16 protein-coding genes are annotated in these 17,506 nt (G+C 35.1%); 9 read left to right on the top strand and 7 right to left on the bottom strand.

Features of this window, described 5'->3' with window-relative positions; genetic code table 11:
* Nucleotides 1-154 precede the first annotated feature (154 nt).
* The 5 genes from AC3WTL_RS23575 to AC3WTL_RS23555 all read right to left on the bottom strand — a co-directional run bounded on the left by AC3WTL_RS23575 (nucleotide 155) and on the right by AC3WTL_RS23555 (nucleotide 6,903).
* Nucleotides 155-745, bottom strand: a complete 591-nt coding sequence (locus tag AC3WTL_RS23575) for an HD-GYP domain-containing protein (protein ID WP_492370127.1) — start codon at nucleotides 743-745, stop codon at nucleotides 155-157.
* A 4-nt stretch (nucleotides 746-749) separates the two neighbouring features.
* Entirely contained in the window at nucleotides 750-1,706 is a 957-nt protein-coding gene (locus AC3WTL_RS23570; RefSeq protein WP_492370126.1) for a hypothetical protein, read from the bottom strand.
* Nucleotides 1,706-2,611, bottom strand: a complete 906-nt coding sequence (locus AC3WTL_RS23565) for a S1 RNA-binding domain-containing protein (protein ID WP_009336099.1) — start codon at nucleotides 2,609-2,611, stop codon at nucleotides 1,706-1,708. The genes AC3WTL_RS23570 and AC3WTL_RS23565 overlap by 1 nt, the downstream gene beginning before the upstream one ends.
* A gap of 205 nt (nucleotides 2,612-2,816) precedes the next feature.
* Nucleotides 2,817-5,591 (bottom strand): type IV secretory system conjugative DNA transfer family protein, encoded by a 2,775-nt coding sequence (locus AC3WTL_RS23560; RefSeq protein WP_492370125.1) that lies wholly within the window; start codon nucleotides 5,589-5,591, stop codon nucleotides 2,817-2,819.
* On the bottom strand, nucleotides 5,581-6,903 hold the full coding sequence (locus AC3WTL_RS23555; RefSeq protein WP_236566287.1) for a hypothetical protein: 1,323 nt from the start codon (nucleotides 6,901-6,903) through the stop codon (nucleotides 5,581-5,583). Before AC3WTL_RS23555 ends, AC3WTL_RS23560 begins: the two co-directional genes overlap by 11 nt.
* Before the next feature lie 1,093 nt (nucleotides 6,904-7,996).
* On the opposite strand from AC3WTL_RS23555, the gene AC3WTL_RS23550 reads away from it, so the two are divergent.
* The 7 genes from AC3WTL_RS23550 (at nucleotide 7,997) to AC3WTL_RS23520 (ending at nucleotide 14,918) form a co-directional block, all read left to right on the top strand.
* Nucleotides 7,997-8,338 carry a hypothetical protein gene (locus tag AC3WTL_RS23550; protein WP_009336102.1) on the top strand — a complete coding sequence of 114 codons (342 nt, stop codon included), beginning with the start codon at nucleotides 7,997-7,999 and terminating at the stop codon, nucleotides 8,336-8,338.
* Nucleotides 8,335-9,690 (top strand): FtsZ/tubulin family protein, encoded by a 1,356-nt coding sequence (locus tag AC3WTL_RS23545; protein ID WP_009336103.1) that lies wholly within the window; start codon nucleotides 8,335-8,337, stop codon nucleotides 9,688-9,690. The genes AC3WTL_RS23550 and AC3WTL_RS23545 overlap by 4 nt, the downstream gene beginning before the upstream one ends.
* 715 nt (nucleotides 9,691-10,405) lie before the next feature.
* The gene (locus AC3WTL_RS23540) at nucleotides 10,406-11,320 is read left to right on the top strand and encodes a hypothetical protein (RefSeq protein WP_492370124.1); all 915 of its coding nucleotides are present in this window, start codon (nucleotides 10,406-10,408) and stop codon (nucleotides 11,318-11,320) included.
* A gap of 516 nt (nucleotides 11,321-11,836) precedes the next feature.
* A complete protein-coding gene (locus AC3WTL_RS23535; RefSeq protein ID WP_009336105.1) occupies nucleotides 11,837-12,709 on the top strand; it encodes a tyrosine-type recombinase/integrase in 873 nt (290 codons plus the stop codon).
* Nucleotides 12,710-12,732: 23 nt separating this feature from the next.
* Nucleotides 12,733-13,419 (top strand): hypothetical protein, encoded by a 687-nt coding sequence (locus AC3WTL_RS23530; protein WP_232292564.1) that lies wholly within the window; start codon nucleotides 12,733-12,735, stop codon nucleotides 13,417-13,419.
* The gene (locus AC3WTL_RS23525) at nucleotides 13,416-14,045 is read left to right on the top strand and encodes a hypothetical protein (RefSeq protein ID WP_009336107.1); all 630 of its coding nucleotides are present in this window, start codon (nucleotides 13,416-13,418) and stop codon (nucleotides 14,043-14,045) included. Before AC3WTL_RS23530 ends, AC3WTL_RS23525 begins: the two co-directional genes overlap by 4 nt.
* 21 nt (nucleotides 14,046-14,066) lie before the next feature.
* Nucleotides 14,067-14,918, top strand: a complete 852-nt coding sequence (locus AC3WTL_RS23520; protein ID WP_009336108.1) for a hypothetical protein — start codon at nucleotides 14,067-14,069, stop codon at nucleotides 14,916-14,918.
* 106 nt (nucleotides 14,919-15,024) lie between these two features.
* Here the strand turns inward: AC3WTL_RS23520 and AC3WTL_RS23515 are convergent, their stop codons facing one another.
* Nucleotides 15,025-15,339, bottom strand: coding sequence for a hypothetical protein (locus tag AC3WTL_RS23515; protein ID WP_492370123.1), 315 nt, complete (start codon nucleotides 15,337-15,339; stop codon nucleotides 15,025-15,027).
* 400 nt (nucleotides 15,340-15,739) lie between these two features.
* Nucleotides 15,740-16,651 carry a DUF3109 family protein gene (locus tag AC3WTL_RS23510; protein WP_009335983.1) on the bottom strand — a complete coding sequence of 304 codons (912 nt, stop codon included), beginning with the start codon at nucleotides 16,649-16,651 and terminating at the stop codon, nucleotides 15,740-15,742.
* A gap of 130 nt (nucleotides 16,652-16,781) precedes the next feature.
* Here AC3WTL_RS23510 and AC3WTL_RS23505 point away from each other — a divergent pair, with 130 nt between their 5' ends.
* Nucleotides 16,782-16,907, top strand: a complete 126-nt coding sequence (locus tag AC3WTL_RS23505) for a hypothetical protein (RefSeq protein WP_256815743.1) — start codon at nucleotides 16,782-16,784, stop codon at nucleotides 16,905-16,907.
* A gap of 86 nt (nucleotides 16,908-16,993) precedes the next feature.
* Entirely contained in the window at nucleotides 16,994-17,434 is a 441-nt protein-coding gene (locus AC3WTL_RS23500; protein WP_492370122.1) for a hypothetical protein, read from the top strand.
* Nucleotides 17,435-17,506: the final 72 nt, after the last annotated feature.

The following is a 17,506-nucleotide window of genomic DNA, read 5'->3' as shown; positions in this document are numbered from 1 at the left end:
GGTTTTTCCCGTTTTATTATAGTTTTTTTCAGGCCTCCTAATCACTTAGAAGGCCCACACTAAAAAACTTTAAGAAAGGCTGTTGCTTCAAGGCTATAAAGCAACTGCGTTGTTGTAGTCCCATTGTATCACTCCGATTTGCTAAATTCAACCATTATATTCGGGCAGCTTGCAGAGTAAATCTCTTAGAAAGAAATTGTATAAATCGATCAACTATATCTGGATCGTATAGTATTCCCTTATTAGATAACAATTCGTCAACTACTACATCGTGACATTTAGTATGCTGATAAATTCGGCCATTCAGCATGGTATCGTAACTGTCAATAACTCTTATCATCCGAGAAAGGAGTGGAATTTCTTTGCCTGCAACTCCAAAATATCCGCTGCCATCAAAGTTTTCATGATGATATTTAATACACATTGCATACTCTGGAGGAAAGACAACAAGCTTATTAAGTATTTTTTTCCCGTAGTCGGCATGGTTCTTGATCTCTGCAAATTCACTTTCAGTCAAAGGTGTAGTTTTATTCAGCAAGGAGTATGGAATTTTAAGTTTACCAATGTCATGGAGAAGCCCCACCACAAAAATGTCTTGAGCATTACTAAATCCTAAGAAGTTGGAGAAAGCATATAATTCATCCCCTACCCTAAATGAGTGCATGTACGTATCAAGACAGTGATGAAATAAGCCCGTAACAAGAGTGTGAGTTTCTTCTAAAAGCTCCTCGTTAATTTTCTCCACCTCCTTAAAAATCAAGTCTAATTCGTTTTAGGTCTTGCTTGTTCGGAATGTAAAAAGAAGTATTAAATCCACTTTCAAGAACATCCTCTTCGACACATACCCATATATTAAATGGGAAGGTATCCAGCATTAGTTCTTGATGTATATGATTCGCAATGCTTAGGGTGGAAGCAAATATTATGATATAGGAAGTATTATCAGGAAACTCACTTACTGGAATTCTTCCATAGTGTTCATAAATGTTTTTCCAATTGAATAGTCTTTCCTTGAAATACCCAATATAGTTTTGAGTCCCTTGAACTCGATCAATAAGGAAATTCATTTGACCCTGGGGAAACTCTATGATTGCCGCTCCTAATGGTCGGTTATTTTGATGGTTAGTGGCAATGACCGGATTCCACTTCCATTTTTTTAAGATGTTCATTTCCGCCATTAAACAGCGAAGTTCATTCATGGATACATATCGTTTGATTCCGCCAACACCTAAGGAATCCCAACGATTCGAGTCCATAAAGAAATCAGAATTATAATAGTGCTTTAAAAGCTTAAATCCGGCCATTCCCAAAGTAAAGGGAGCGGGTGGTTTTACTATATCCTCTTCTCCGTGAATTCGTATTTTCCAGCGTTCAACAAACCCATTTCGGCGCAAGCGGTCTAGTCTTAAAGATGTTTGAGAAGAACTCATAATAGGCAATAGATACCTTCGTAATTGGTTTTCGTTTGCACAAATGGCATCACCAAGAACCTTTAAGAGTGTGAAATCCTTCTCGTCTAACCTACCCCTAGTAAAATGTTCTACAACACTTTCTAAATTAGTGTAAGGGTAGTATTTCTTCGGCAAGACCTTAGTGCCTTTAAGGAAGGGGTGATCCCATAAAGGCACTTCACCTTTCTTTGTTGTGAGTAATGGATACTCCTGTGTTACTCCTGGGTTAGGCTGGTCTTGATTAAGAGCTTCCATTATTCAAACAAGAACGCTCCAACGTCCCTGCGTTTCTTTTTACCCCTTGGATATCCAGTAATGACAACTTTGGCTCTCCGATTTTCTTTATCGATGCTTCGAATGGCGCAGCTTACCACATCTCCGACCACTGGCTCCTCCAGATAATTTGGTTTAACGCCTTTTACTTCTAATCCAACATCCAGTTGAATGAAGATGCCGTGAACAGCATCTACACCTGAAACTTTACCAGCGATTGCATTTCTGGATTGTAACGATTCTAGTTTTTCATACGGATCTTCCATTGTATGACGACGGCTGACACGTATGGTATTGCGCTCTTTGTTAAATCTGATAATCTTTACTTTGATATTTTCTCCGCGGTGAATTTGTTCTTCAATACGTCTTCCCCGCTCCCAGCTGTAATCGTCTGGGTACATAGTGCAATCAACACCATTTACACGAACGAAAATTCTTCTAGTTCTTCTATCAAAACCAGTTATCGTTCCATCAAACACAAATTCATGCAATTGATCAGTTTCTTCTAAAACCTCAAGCTGGCTTAAAAATTTTGCCCGTTTAATTTCATCTGCCTTTTTTATGCTGACAAGTAAAATTTCTTGTTCTAAATCCAGATGGTCGATGAGGAACTCCTGCATCGTACCTGCAAATCCATTTAGGCTGCGGAACTCATGTGATGAGAATTCATGTGCCGGGCAATAAGCTGTTACCCCGTTTTCAAGCATTAGATAAGCAATTTCAGTCTCTTTATTTACATACTCTTGAGAGTCAGCGTCCAGGACCCTTGCTTTAATTACTCCTACAGAGGTAACAACCCCTTTAACAATCTCTTTATTTCTTTTATATCTTGCAAGATCATCTAGCTGCTCTTCAGATTTCCAAGATTTTGTTGTGAGTTCTTCCATTTGTATCCCTCCTGATTTTAAAAAGGCAGGTAAGCAAACAAAAAAAGCCCCCCAAAAACGAGAGTAGTGTAGTACTACTCTGGTTCTTGGGGGACTCCCATTTTAAAGTAATTTAATTTTCGCTCTTGCTACCTTACCAAAAGTTTATACTAAGCGTTATAGATTTGGCAATAATTAATTTACTATAATTAACTATATTACTACTTTATTCCTCGAATACACTGAATAGAATTTCAGCCTTTTTAGAATTGTTCTTTGCTTCTTTGCCTGTTTCAGAAGCTACAGCAACCTCTGACTTTGCGGGTATTTCACTTAACTCTTTTAGTAATTCGTTTTGAAGCTGTTCCTGCTTTTCTCCTAATTGAGACAGTACTGGTCGCTGCACCTCTTTATTTGATATATTACTGTCTGACTCATGAGTTATGTTTATGCGCTCCTTTGGTAAACCCTGTGGCATTTCTTTGGACAAAACATTGACAGTGGGTTCACCATCATGGCTACTTAGAATAACACTATTAGAAGGTGGTTCTGTTTTGATATCTTCTGAATTAGCGGGACTTAAAGGAACAATCGGCTCTATTGCGTCAGTATTCTTTTTTAAATCTTCCGGAACAGCTACTAAATTGTCACTTGAAACTCCAGCTGGTATTTCAGCCTCTGGGTCCGAGTCTTTTTTATTAAAAATTGGTAGTGTAATAGGATGATCATTACCGGGATTTAGTAGAAGTGGTGCTGCCTGCTCAATGTCCGATTTCTCTAATTCTTTAATAACCTCTTCTTCATCTAACACTTCAAATTCTTCGAGAGTTTGATTCTCGGTTAACAAAACTATGCCCTTTCTAGACTCTAGCCATGTTTTAGCAGCTTCTTCATTTACCTGGATCACGGCCTCATTAAATTCTTCCTTTGGAACAAAGTTTGCATCAATTTGCATAACCGGCACCGGCTTATTATTAGCAACAATTTTAACTGCACATTGGAATGGATTCTGGAAAATGATATCGCTTGGAGATAGGATAGCCTCCTTTTTCTTCTGATAGGAATTCCCAACCCGTAACATAGGCTTTTCTTGCAGCGGGCTGACTGCTTGTTCATTTACTCCTTCTTCAAATCTTTCAACCTCCCCGAATATTTTTGAGAAAAGTTGAGCATCAAAATCAGGAATATCCCCGTAAACCATTTTGTGTCGTAAGGTACCTAGCAAAGTATGCATATAGGTTTCTCCATACTTATCCGCTAGCTGGGTAACAGTTTGTGCTACAACGGTAACAATAACTTTATATTTACGTGACTGAGCTGGAAACTCTTTGAATGGTTGATAAATGTAATCTGGAAATTCATCTACTAAAATATGATGAAAGTTTGATATATTAGGTTTCCTTCTGAAAACTGCATTCTGAAGACTCAACAATACGAGTTTACCTAATACGTTGGATAGACCGCCGAGTTCTCCCTTGGCCGAGTTCACTAGTAAAACACCGCCTGATTCTAGATGGCGGTCAAATGAAAAGTCAGATTTCCCAAATAATACTCTTCGTATTAACGGGCTTGCCCCTATGTCGTTAAGAATGTTTCTTAAACCCTGTACATACTCCGCTTTAGCATCGTAATATTCTTGCTGCCCACGAAACTCCCCTTCTTGGACAAGTTTTGGTACGTTTCCTTGACCTGCTCTTTCTGTTTTCGGAAGAAGGTTTGTGTCAAACCATTCATCTATCTGTTTTACGATAGCCCAATGATTCCGCTCATCACGATCTTCCATCAGGTCCACATTTTCTGGGAAGGTCTTTTTAAGTTTCTCATGCATTACACGAACAAGGTTAGGATTATCGTACATTTTTAACAACATGTCGAAAGTAACTTCTTGTTCAGGCTCATGCAGTTTTAGTAAATAGATATAGTGCTTTAAATGGTTCCTTTCACTCTGTTGGAAAAAGAAGTTTGCCTGACCGCCTTCTGCTAGACCCTCGATAACCATAGCGAAAGCTTCAGCCACTTTATCAACAGGTCCTTCCATAGGATTTATAGATGGAGTATTCGGATTTGTAGGGTCGATGTAAAATACTGACTCCTCTGGGATGCCATGTGCTTTTACTAACTGAAATGCCTTTTGGCAAAGGTCGTTTGAAGGCTCTATTATGCTTACACCATTTAGGTACATACCCTTAACATCTTCCGTATGGAAGTCCTCCCTCTGATACAGAGAAGGATATTCATTTATGTAGCGGCTCATCCAATGTAAATCCTGATTAATTATAGGTAGAACCAAAGCAGCGGTTTTACCTGTACCGATACTACCAATAATGACATTGTTGAGAGTACGGTCCTTACCTGGTTGGACAACCATTTCTTTTGTGTCTGAGTCTGGCCCCAATACCACATCTGGCCATAGTTCCTTTTTGCTCATCTTAAAGAATTTTTGCAGATGAACATTCTTGTATTCAAATTCGCAAAATGCTTGATTAAGTTCCTTTGAATATTGTGAGTACTGTCCAAATAGCCATAGCATACTTACGCAAGTAATTGTAGTAGGAACGAACATAACTGTTAGAAGCAATGTTTGAGTGTCACCCACCGCAATTTCTAACCATATACTTTGAACATCCATTTGATTTATGCGATTTCCTAAATACGGGATCAGGGTGTTATATACTGGTGCACTAATCAACCAAAGGAAGTGAAAAAACATTCCTAAAGCCATATTTCCAAACCAAGCAATTCTCCACCTTTTCGTTTGAAATGCTTTAAACTTTGTACTGATTAGCCATCCCACTATAAGACAGATTGCTGATAACCAGAAACCGATTCGGCCAGGTTCTGTAGAATCACCAAATAAAATAAATGATGGTACCACACCTTTAAATTGAGCAGACATTAAAAAGAAATAATTTATGGTTGCCCGGATTGTTAGATACAAAGAGAGAATACCCAGTATTGAAACGGCAATGCCCGGCAATTTTAACAGCAGTTTATCCCTCATAAAGCAAGACCTTCTTCCTCTTAAATTTAGAGGTTTGCTGATAAAATGTTGATCCGTCAATACTATTTCTTTGTAGCCTTTCTAAAGAACTGAAATAGACATGATTTAACTCCCAAAGGTCACCCAGATTATCATGCAGTCTCTCCTCTTCTGTTTGATAGATAGCAAGGATTCCATCGACATGACTTTTATAACGGTCTTTTTCTAAAAGCCAGTTTAAATAAGCAAGTTGGTCCAAGGACTTTACGCAGCCTTCATCCATTACTTTGATTAAAAATGTTTTTACCTTCTCTCCTTCTCTTTTCATGTCAAAATGGCCGTCAGCAAAATATGAATTTAATACGTTTCCGGTATAAAACTCTTCAGGTAGCCTTTTTACCATTGAAACATTGAGGTGTTTATTAGTTTCTAAAGCTCCAATACTTTCATTTAGTACATAGGAATGTTCCTTAGTCTTTCCTGTTAGTATGTTATAAGCTACTTTCCCTGCTCTGCTAGAAGTGACCACATGGAAATGAAGGTTAGGAATGATATGAGCGCTTGCCCTAATAACATATTCTTTTATTTGGCTTACACGCTTTTTACGTTCTTTTGGCCGATCTTCCACATAGCATAGGATGTCATCATCTGCTGAATCTATAGGGGCAATCAATATATGATGGTCTTTATGTTCTAAATTCTGAGCATTATATTCTACATACCTTTTAACTTTGTCGATGATAGTATTTGCTCTTTCATGCCCGGTATCCGATTCAATATTCAGTATTGATGAATCACTGTACAAAATCCAATCTGGTTCTACTAGAGTTGGTATTTTTAAGAGATTTTTTCCTTGTTCTTTATAAGCCTTCTTCACTTTAGTGTCATAGTAAGGAGTTTCTAATGGAGGAATTGAAGTAAACCTACCGCCCTTTTTATAAAATTCTAAATACGTTCTTATAACTATTTCTCTTGTTAAAAAGAAGTGATCAGCCGTTTTAGGATTTGGCAGCTCTACCAAAGGATAAGTTGAATTATGGATAACCCCTTCATTTACTAAAATATCAATTCCATTCTTATTCATCTGTACACATCTTAATTGGACCTTCTTCCTCCCGCTATAAACTTGTGTTTTGGTAATCTTAAGCTCGTTCCATTTCTGAAGCTTCTTGTAGACAGCACTCTTTTTCATACCATATGCCTTTAAAAGAAAAAACCTTACTTGTGAGACAGTTACTGATTTATGTAACCATATTAGCTTTAATAATTCTTTATCCTTTTCAGTTATCCATGCCCTACCATTATTGTAAGTATAGATAGACTTCTCACTCACCACTTATAGCCTCCTTTCTATGAGATAAAAAAAGACCCCGAACAAACCAAGCCTAAGCTTAGTGAGTCCAGGGTGGTCCCTTTAGATATGAAATTTCGACCTGAGTATACCATTTTATATAAGAGCTGGCAATAAAATATCGTGATATCTAGCGAATGATTATACAGGGATATACAAAGAATGGTGACTTTCGAAATTAATAAGTTTTGTTAAGAAATAGCTATATTTTAGGGTACAAATCGATGTTGTAAAATCAATAGAATTCAGTCTCAATCCTTTAACTTAAACGGGGTGAAAACACGGTAAGAACTCACACTTGCTTTGGAACCCGTATATACTAAAATACCAAGACTTCAAAGAACTTTTATTGGTGTACCATGGTGGAAAACTTTTGGTGGAACGATAATCTTTCCACCGCAACCTTTCCACTGGTATGCGGAACTTTACTGATTATGTTATATCTTGAGGACTAAATATAAAATCATGGATTGAATGAAAAAGTGAATACCCCTATGTAAAAGATGGTTAGGAATCCTTTCGAGACCTCCCCACTACAGACAATCTCTTACAATCATTTTCCTTCTAGCAATGTCTCCCCGGCATTTAATACTCCGTATTCCAGTAATCGTATAAAACAATTGCTGTTTTTACTTAAAAAAATTTATTTTAATGATAATGCTAGTACATGAGCTTGAATGAACCTGAATGATTGCTAGACAACGGTAAATATGTAAGTTGAATGAATTTGAATTGTGATCGAAGATGATCTGTCTTCCCTTTTTAAACAGAACTAAAATGAATTTAATGATACGAAAATGAAATATGGGGGACTTTATTATGTAAATTTTAAGGTTCATAATTAAGGTGCACAATTGCGGTACACATCGAGCGTCATTGGAGGGTACGTTTTTTCAGGAATCAAGCTGTCTTAGATTTGTGTTGTGTACCATAATTAAGGTACACAAGGGTGGAAGGAAAGTACATTTATTTGAGATAATAAAGTATATATATTGCATTTATTTGGCTTGTTTTCTATAATGTTCCTTAAAGGTACACAAAAGAGGTCTTTTTAGGTTCATAAGGTGGTGAAGGAATGAGTGAACTTGAAGCTAAGAGTTTCAGAGACTTAGATGAACTGGAATACGATAATGACACACTGCGATTCCTTAGAAAAAAGCTAGATGACTTTACTATTGACGTATTTAGGCAGGTTGTGAAAGAAAACAAGATACATAGAGGCCTTGTTAAGACTAGGTTAGATAATTTTCATAGCAAACGAAAGAAGTATGATTCCGCTTTTTTGACTCTTGAAGCTCAAGGGTTCGTTGAGAAAAAAGAAGACGGAACCGCGACTCCCTATTTTGTTACAGTAAGAGGCAAACAATTAGCCCAACTACTTTATGAAGAAAAGTTAAGGAAGGAGCAACACATATGATGATTAAGACTTTTGGAGAAAATGAAAAGTTAGGTGCAATTAAAGCGCTGCTATCCCCACATTTACTATCTGATGAACTAAAATCTGAAATGGATCGTTATCCTTCACAAGCAATTATTGGTCTTGGACAAGGTGGTGGCCGAATCGCTGCTGAATTATCAAGGTTTGGTTATCCAACTTTCTTACTCAATTCATCAAAATCAGATATGGAAGAACATAAAAATTTAATACCGGAAACTCATAGGATTGTAACTTCCAGTAAAGACTTTCCTGAACTTGAAGGTACAGATAAAAATGCACAGCTTGGATTTGAAATCGCTAAAGAAAATGCAGACTTATATAAAAAGGTCGCACTTGACGATGCAGTACAGGACTCAGAGTTCGTTTGGGTATGTGTTAGTTTAGGCGGCGGGACTGGTAATGGAGCGCTAAAAGTAGCATTAGCTTACTTGTCAAAAGTTAGAGAAAACAGAGCCCTACCAGGCGGGAAAATTCCTTTAGGTGTTATTTGCTCCCTGCCTTCATCTGACGAAAGAGGTTCTGCATTTAGAAGGAACGCTCTTGCTGGTATTAGTGTAATTCAGCAGCTTATGAATGAAAACAAAATGGGCGCGGCTGTAGTTATTGATAATGAAAAAATGAAAGATTATTACGCAAATAGCCCTCTCAAAACTTACGGAGGCCTTGAAATTGATGCTAAATCCTATAGCAATATGGTGATCGCAAGTGCTTTGGCAGAGATTTCATCTCTACCTCTTTTAGATGGACGGTCCGTATTTGATAAAACGGAACTACTTACTACCTTATCAACTCCAGGCTGGCTATCTATATCGAAGCACAAGGAACTGAGAAACGATGAAAATATCGAATCTGTTATAGGAAATCTATTTAATAACAATGAAGTACTGGCTACTTATAAAGTTCAAAATGCAGTGGCTGGTGCTGTAGCAGTTCTATATCCTTCTTCGAAGAATATATCACCTAAGATTGCAGATGATGTTTTCAGATATACTTCTGACTTGCTTGATACCAAAGTAAACTTATCAATATCTAAAAATAGCAAATTGGAAAACCTTACTTTATATGGCCTTGCCGTTTACCCTTCTCCCTCTGTAAGAATTCAACAGTTAAGAGAAGAATTATCTCAGTGGGAACAGTTAGAAAAAGAACAAGAGGAAGCTAAGAAACAAGCTTCTTCAGCACTAGGGTTAGATGAATTTGATGACTTCTTTTCTTCTGGAAACACTACAGTCCGACGGAAAAAGATGACTTTAGATGATCTGGAATTTGAAGATAATGAGAATAAGCCAAAGAAAGCTAAAGTTGCCGATTTGAATGATATTGATTTTTAAAAAGACAAGCCTTCTAGGCTTGTCTTTTTGTATTTATTCCTCCAAACTTTGTGTACCCCTTTTATGTACCTAAAAGGACCGTAAACCATCAATCCCTCGTGTATCAACGTTTTATATGTGTATCATAATTAGCAACCTCAATTGCGGTACATATAAAATTATTTTTAGCTTACTAATACTGTTATTACTATAAGTTAAAATCAAAGAATGCCCTTAAGTTATGTTAGGTTCGCTTTGAAATTCAAAGAAAAGACTTGTGCTTGATCCAAGACGCAAAAAAAGCTCTTAACCTGGATAAAAAACTAGTAATTCACAAAATTCATCTTCACTCAATATGACACGGACGATGTTTCATCATTCATTCTCAATCAAACGCAAACAACAAAACAAGAACCCTTATAACTCAAGCGCTATTAAGTACAAACGATATGTAGCGTTAACGTTCTTGTAACGTTAAATAGCGCTCTTTTTAATTCAATTACGAAAACGATAGATTCATACATATGCGTTTGATTCAATTACGTTATTGATTTATTAAATTTCGTAAGGTAGCGTTCGCGCTGATGTTCGTTTGTGGCAAATATCGCAAGCGCTGCGAATCGTTCGGAGCTTGTTAACGCCTAATATATCAACGTTTTGAGTTGATTTATGGATTTATTAAGTGTAATATTTTTTATAAATGATTGTAGAAATCTACAGTACTGGAGGTGATAGTGTGGAAAGCTTAGATATGAAAGAACTGCTTATGAAAGAATTTGAAAATGATCCTATATACAGAATGGCTGTTTTGAATGGATTAGAGGACAGCGTTTTCACAATGGGTATTCAATCAATGCATAAAGACATGACATATAGCACTGTTGAGGCAGGTCGTATTATTGAACGGTCAGACTCTACAATTAGAAATCATTTTCGTTCAGATCTAATCGAGTACATTCAACCTGAAAAGTTCGGGAAGTTTTACAGGTTAAATTATAAAAGTGTATTTCGTTTACATTTAATATTTGTATTAATGGACAAGGCCTCTAAAACTTCTGTGGATCTACTTGCTGAGCTAGGAATGCAACCTGGTGTTTCCATGGGAGGGAATGTAAAGAGGGTTCAACGTGAAAGTGCCGATCTTCAAGAGTATAGCGATCAGCTGCAGAATAATTATGAAGAACGTTTATCAACTATGGAGCGAAATCTAGGATTCCAGAGTAAAATGCTGAACATACTTAAGTACGAAAAAGATATTTCTGATATTGAGAGAAAACTAGAGAGAAAAGAAGTTGAGATAGACCAAATCAAGACAGATGCTTATATGAAGTACTTAGAAGAAAAACAAACGCAGCTGCTATCAACCTCATTGAAAAAAAGTATTCAAAAACCTTCTTTTTTAGGGCTTTTTAAGAAACCTGATATTATTGATGTTGAGCAAATTAACAAGGATGTAGAAACAAAGCTAAAAGAAAAAATGGATCAAGAAATTAAAGAGAAGATCAATATAGCAAGAAAAGAAATAGAAACACTTCAAGAGGAAAAGAGGAAAGTAAATACGTTATTACAGCAAGAGCGTGAATCTTTTTCGAATATGCAGCTCGATACTGATGTAGATGACAAAAAACTATTAAGTGCAAATATGAAATAGATTGAAATTTCCGAACATATGTTTTATAATGGGCTTACTAAAGTTGTTCATAAGGGGTGGGGCAGAGTGTTAACATATTATTTTAAAGAGAAAACAGTTAGAACAATTGATAAAGTGGTGGTAGCTGCAACCGCAGTAACTCTGCTAGCAGCTATCGCCAGGACAATCATTAATTGGTAAGTTCAATATCTCCTAAAGCTATTAAAGCTCATTCAGTAAATATTTACTGGGATGAGCTTTTTTTAGTCATTATTATTGTATTTCTAATGGGTTTTTGTTAAACCTTAGCTGCGTTCTTGGTTTGAAAAATAAATAAAATACAGGGTACAACTGAACTCTAAAAAAGTTAGGTTTCAAAACCGCTGAGTAGTTAAGGTGAGTCTAAAACTTGCGGTAGTAAATTACAACAAAAAACCACTTAAAATTGGCAGTATTTTAGTTTTTAAGGAAGATACGAACATATAATCTAGTATAATATAGGAAATATAAAGGTCTGATATTAGGAGGGGAGAATGAATGCCTTACGGATTTATTAAGCATATCGAAAATAAAGGGTATAGTGAGGAAACAGTAAATAGCTACGAAAAGGTTATAAACCAATTTTTTGCCTTTATTAAAGATAAATATCCGGAGAATAAGGAACCTTTTCAAATTACCTCTTCAGACATAATCAAATACTTAGAGTATCAACGTGATATAAGAGAAAAAAGTATCTCGACAATAAATAAAGAACTTGCCATTTTAAAGACTATGTTTAACTATTTTTGGGAAACTGACAAAGTACCTTTAAGTGTTGATCCTGCAGTCAAAATCAAGAGGTTTGTTGTAAAAGAAAAGCCAACTGTGAACATTCAATTTCACGAAATTCTAAAAGTGCTTGATCTAGTTCTGCTTAATGATGAATATTCGCCGCTTAGAAAAGTATTGTTTTTATTGGCCACTAAAGGCTTAAAGATGGCTGAGTTTGGATTTACCAAGGATAAAGTTAAAGATAACGCAAATAAAGATATAGTTGAAATTCAATTGAAAAATAGAACCATTACCCTACAGGGATCTGAAGTGGCGTACTTCCATGAGTACTTTTACTCCACTTTTTTTAATGGCAGCGAGTATGTATTTACGACAAAACATCACGGAGAGAACGTAACTGGACCTATACAAGTAATGTCCATGCAAAGTCATTTAAGAGCAATATCTCGTGATTACCTCCCTGAAGGATCTCCAGCTTTAACTCTTACTATAATTCGAAGAGCTATCGCATTTGATCTTTATTCTAAAAAAGTACCAATCCAGCTCATAGCCGCCGAATTAGGAATTGAAGAAAATACTGCATCATACTATCTGAAACAGATAGTCGAAGGAACCTATACCCAAAAAGAACTTGAATAGGCTTCAAAATTAAGTGTATAATTGTGGAAACAAAAACAACAATGGGAAGCACCCAGAAAAACTATCTTTTATTGGAGATGGTTTTATTCTGGAGTGCTTTTTTTTATGGGAAAGGAGCTGTAGCGTTGGAAGATAAGCAAGTTGCTAGAAACCTATTAGATTTTTCCAAAGCAGTCTTAATAGGAGAAGGAGATTTTAATTTCAATAATTCCAATGATGTATTATCTATACCTTTTAACAAACAAAAATCTTTATACTTATCGGAAGTTTTAAAGAATGAGCAGATTAGTAACTATATTGAAATTAATAGTAAAAAAGAACAGCTTAGTATACATTCACATCCAATTTTAAAAACTTTGAAGGACCAATGGTACAAAGATAATTCAAAGATATTTAGCTTAACCTTAGATCCAGGCTTGATTACTTTAAAATCGATTATTGTCTGCATCAACTTATTTGGAATTAGAAAATTAGAAAGCATATCACTACCAACCAGTATTGATAGAGATCATCTTAAAACTCTTTCATATTGTTTAGAAAAGCATTTAAAAGTACCAGTAACACCTAGCAATAACCAAATGAAAATAACAGATATACCTAAACTTGTCACATCTGCAGTGAGTGACATCTCTGCTTTACATAGCGCAGAACTAATAAATTATCTTACTACTAAAGAAAAGAAGCTTTTGACAGAAGGGATCTTAAGATGAAAGTTAAAGCTATTTCTCTAATTCTATCTAGTTCTTTGCTGTTAACTGGATGCGGTGGTTTATTCGATAAAGAATCAAAAAGAATTGAAGCTCTAAAAGAAGAAAAGAAGCAAGGTGAACTTAAGGATAGCAAAGAAAAAGAAGAACAAGAGAGACCAGTTAATGAGGTAGTCTATGAAAATGAGTTAGATACCTTAAAAGAAGTTGAAAATCTAGACTACAAAAATTTAGAAGAGTATAAGGATGCTGCAGAGTTTTCAAAATTTGTCGCAGACGCATTGTATAAATTCTACACAGTGCAACTTTCTCCGGAAAACTATTATGAATTCCTTTTACAATATGGAACTGAGTCAGTAAAGGAATCTTTACCTTCTAAGGATGATGCTGTAACTGTATTTTCTTCATTACAGGACCTGTATCTAAAACAAAATATTAATGGCGAAAGCTACACATTAACAAATGTTACTTTTAACCGGCTTAAAAATGAAGGGAGTTTTTATCGTAAGGTTTTAACAACAAACGGGGAGGAGTATTTTATATCTATAATTCAAAAGGAAAATGGAGTTTGGAAATATGCTGATGATAGTCCTTCACCTCCATATGAAGTTCAGGATAATGCTTCATAATACTTACAAAGGAGAATTTAGATGACACAAACCACTGAGATTAATATTTATGAATACACACAAAAGAAATTAAAAGCCCACCAACAGAATAATCAAGAGTTCAATATTGATTTAGCAACAATCTATGAGTTCTATAAAAATAGATTATTACAATACGTGCAGCATGACAAAGTAGAGAAAATGGAGAATATGCTATTTGCAGGAATTCAATCACAAATATTTAATGGTTACTTTATGGCAATGGAATTAATGCAAAACAGCGAATCGAACTTTGAGGATGATTGGTTTAAACAAGCAGAAGGGGTAATAGCGCAACAAATCCCCGATATGCTCCGAGTCGGCTCAAATAATAACCTAGAAGAAGTAATAACCATGGATAGCCTTAGAGAGTTGATCAAATGGATGGTAATTGAATATGAGGGTGTTTACCCTACCCTGATGGATATATCCTTAAATACGGCTTGTTTAGGGGCATTATGGGCTTTTAAAGACGAGGCTAATAAAAGAGGTATACATTTTTATAAGTCTCAACACAAAGGCATTATGGCTTCTCTAGATGACATTACCTTTATTAATCCTCAGAACTATCTTAGTTTAACTGCAGTAAATAGTTTAAGTGAAGTTTGGGAGATTATAAATTCAGATTATAGAGGATTAGACAAAATAGGAGAAGTAACAGTTTTGGCTGTTGATATCGGGGATAGCGAAAAAGGTCTTTTCCTGAATATCTCAATAAAAACTAGCCTAACTGATTTAGAGCAGGACAATCTTTTAGATCAAATAGTTACTAGAGCAGTTGTTATGAATACTCTTGATACAGATAAACTTACAGTTAACTTAGCTCAAGTAGACAGTTTCTTTCAATACAACTAATAAACAAGACCAAGCAGATTGCCTCTGCTTGGTCTTTACATATCTTCTTTTCGAAGTACACAAAAGACCATCTAAAAAATGATGGTCTTATAAAAATTAATTTATTTTATTGAGTTATCGGCTCACTTCTCATATATCCTTTCTTAGAATGATAAAATATCTTATGGGTAGATACTGTTCCTAATTCGAATATTTCATTCAATACTGTGGATGCTGCTAGAGCTGAGTAACGATTAGTTATCACTCTCTGCGGATTAGAAGCAGCAAGTTCAGTACATGAAAGTTCGGACGGGGCAATTTGATCCTGGTCTTCTAAAATATCAGGAAATACAGAAGCAACTGGCTCAGAAATTACATTCCCATTAATTTTAAGGCCACATACCAATTGACCCGTAAAGCCTGATCGTTCATAAGTTTCCAACTCTTCTTCTGTCCGGGGTATAGTCAGGAAAATGCGGATTTACAACGTTAAGGAAGTTCCAATATAAAAAGCCCAATTTCTCGGTATAACGCAAAAGAAATTGGGCTTTTGGGTATTCCTAAAATGAGAACTCAATCTTTATTAAACTCCACTAATATCAGTTTCAATATGTTGATTTCCTAAAAGTAATACCATAATTCGATCAAATAGTTCTCTGGAGGAGACAGCTCTCAATTTGCTTTTTCGACGAAAAGGCAGAACCCTTTAAAGAATTCTGTTGCCAGGAACTAATACTACTATAGAGCTAGCAATAAAATTGACTAATGTTTTATTCATGTTCTCCTTCCAATCAACAGTTCTATGAAATAGGAAATGTCAAACTTTTAATACATTTCCTATTCTAAAATGAGAGCATTCCCTTTTCAGTTAGTAGTTCACTTTTTGATCTAATAAACTCATATGTCTCATTACCATATAATTCTTTTATAAATCGTTTTTCTTGTTCGTAAGCAGGAACGTATTCATCTAAAACAAACACACCATCAGGAAGTGATGCTTTACTATATTCGCTCTGTGGTTTCCTAGTATCCATGATGAGTTTACGATGATTTTTGTTCAAACAGATATAGTTCAAATCAAACTTATTCCATCTGCTGAAACCTTTATTATCATTAACTGTTGATAAAATAACTTCATCATTTTCAGTTAGTTTTACGACATCAAGTACTGTATTATCATCAGCACCAAAAACAAAATCACTATTATCTGATAACTTTACTATATCTAAAGGATACATCATACAACCCTTGGGTTTTAGTTTTGTGTAGTTTATATTGTTCTTTATTGCATAACCATGAATTGCACAACCATGTGAGCCTTTTTCACCTATTTTAATTGAAAATATACACTTCCCACAATGCTCTATAAAGCTTCCGTTTTTATCTAATATCCCGTTTTCACTATAATATTTTTTTGATTTAAAATAGTCGGAATTTGATTGAGTTTCTTTAAAAATATTATCTACGTGGTTGTATACCTTATTAATATCTTCCTTAGTTGGGGGATAGGGAGAGCCATCACAACAAAGTGAGAAATGCGCTAAGTGACAATTCATACAATCTAGATTAACGGGTCTGCTTAGAGATTTAATATCAAAAAGATTCCCCATAAATTCAAATACACTAATATTGTAATTTTGTGAGATGTATTTATCTAAGTTCTCTTTTAAAACAGTTGCCATTGGAAAGTTAATGTAAGCATACTCCCTCGCTTTTTTATTTGATAATATACTAAACCCTCCTCTCTTTTTCAAATAGATTTAATAAAATAATTATAAAACAACAAAATAAATAATTACAATATTTTAAATTAATAGAAAATATTTGAAATTTAAAACAGAATATTGTATTATAATTCTGAATTTGGAAAAAGGAGGTGGGCTGATGTCTAAAATCAATGAAAACATAAAGCTATTCTCAAAGAACCATTTTAATGAAAAAGGAAGACGTGTTGTTGTCGTCCTAGTAATGCAATTACATGATGAAGGTAATAAAACAAGCGAGGAGTAAGCAGTGATTTGATTGGGGCAAGCCCCCTATTAAGTCATAAGGGGCTTGCCCCTAACCAGTAATTATCGAAAGGGGTTGTAAAAATATTGAGTAGCGTTGTCTCAAAGAAAACAAACCTAACTTTTTTAAACAAAAGGGAAATTAACAGAAACATTGATGCTGTTATTGATTATCATTTTGGGGAAGGTACTAGTAGCGGAATTCCTGATAATGAAAAAAAAGGATACTTTATTCAAACATTAAACGCCCTTCAACAATCACAGATTCCTTTTGAATTGGATAATATTAAGATAATTTTTGATAGCGATATTCTGTGTGAACATTTAATCAATAATTACTTAATAGAAAAAAAGGATACCTTAGATGATAAACATTTATTCAACGAAGAGGAACGCAGAGAAATTGTTTATAATGTTGAAAAAGCGTTAGATTTAATAAAATTACTCCATCCTGATCTCCACTACCTAATTAATAAACACATTGGAACCCTCTACTTTATTAAGAAAGAAGGATTTGGTGGGGTGTAGACGTCAAGTCGAATTTTACACTTTTTGCTCGTTTCCTTTTTACACTTTTGCCGAAAAAATGCTTTTTCGGTT

It is taken from the genome of Cytobacillus sp. EB106-05-05-XG126, from assembly GCF_058791715.1.
The sequence above is the reverse complement of the archived record's forward strand: the minus strand, read 5'-3'. Positions and strand labels throughout refer to the sequence as shown.

Excerpts from the sequence above, each read along its gene's own strand:
- AC3WTL_RS23570 (WP_492370126.1), bottom strand. The coding sequence starts at position 1,706 with ATGGAAGCTCTTAATCAAGACCAGCCTAACCCAGGAGTAACACAGGAG.
- AC3WTL_RS23565 (WP_009336099.1), bottom strand. The coding sequence starts at position 2,611 with ATGGAAGAACTCACAACAAAATCTTGGAAATCTGAAGAGCAGCTAGAT.
- AC3WTL_RS23560 (WP_492370125.1), bottom strand. The coding sequence starts at position 5,591 with ATGAGGGATAAACTGCTGTTAAAATTGCCGGGCATTGCCGTTTCAATA.
- AC3WTL_RS23550 (WP_009336102.1), top strand. The coding sequence starts at position 7,997 with ATGAGTGAACTTGAAGCTAAGAGTTTCAGAGACTTAGATGAACTGGAA.
- AC3WTL_RS23545 (WP_009336103.1), top strand. The coding sequence starts at position 8,335 with ATGATGATTAAGACTTTTGGAGAAAATGAAAAGTTAGGTGCAATTAAA.
- AC3WTL_RS23535 (WP_009336105.1), top strand. The coding sequence starts at position 11,837 with ATGCCTTACGGATTTATTAAGCATATCGAAAATAAAGGGTATAGTGAG.
- AC3WTL_RS23525 (WP_009336107.1), top strand. The coding sequence starts at position 13,416 with ATGAAAGTTAAAGCTATTTCTCTAATTCTATCTAGTTCTTTGCTGTTA.
- AC3WTL_RS23520 (WP_009336108.1), top strand. The coding sequence starts at position 14,067 with ATGACACAAACCACTGAGATTAATATTTATGAATACACACAAAAGAAA.
- AC3WTL_RS23505 (WP_256815743.1), top strand. The coding sequence starts at position 16,782 with ATGTCTAAAATCAATGAAAACATAAAGCTATTCTCAAAGAACCATTTT.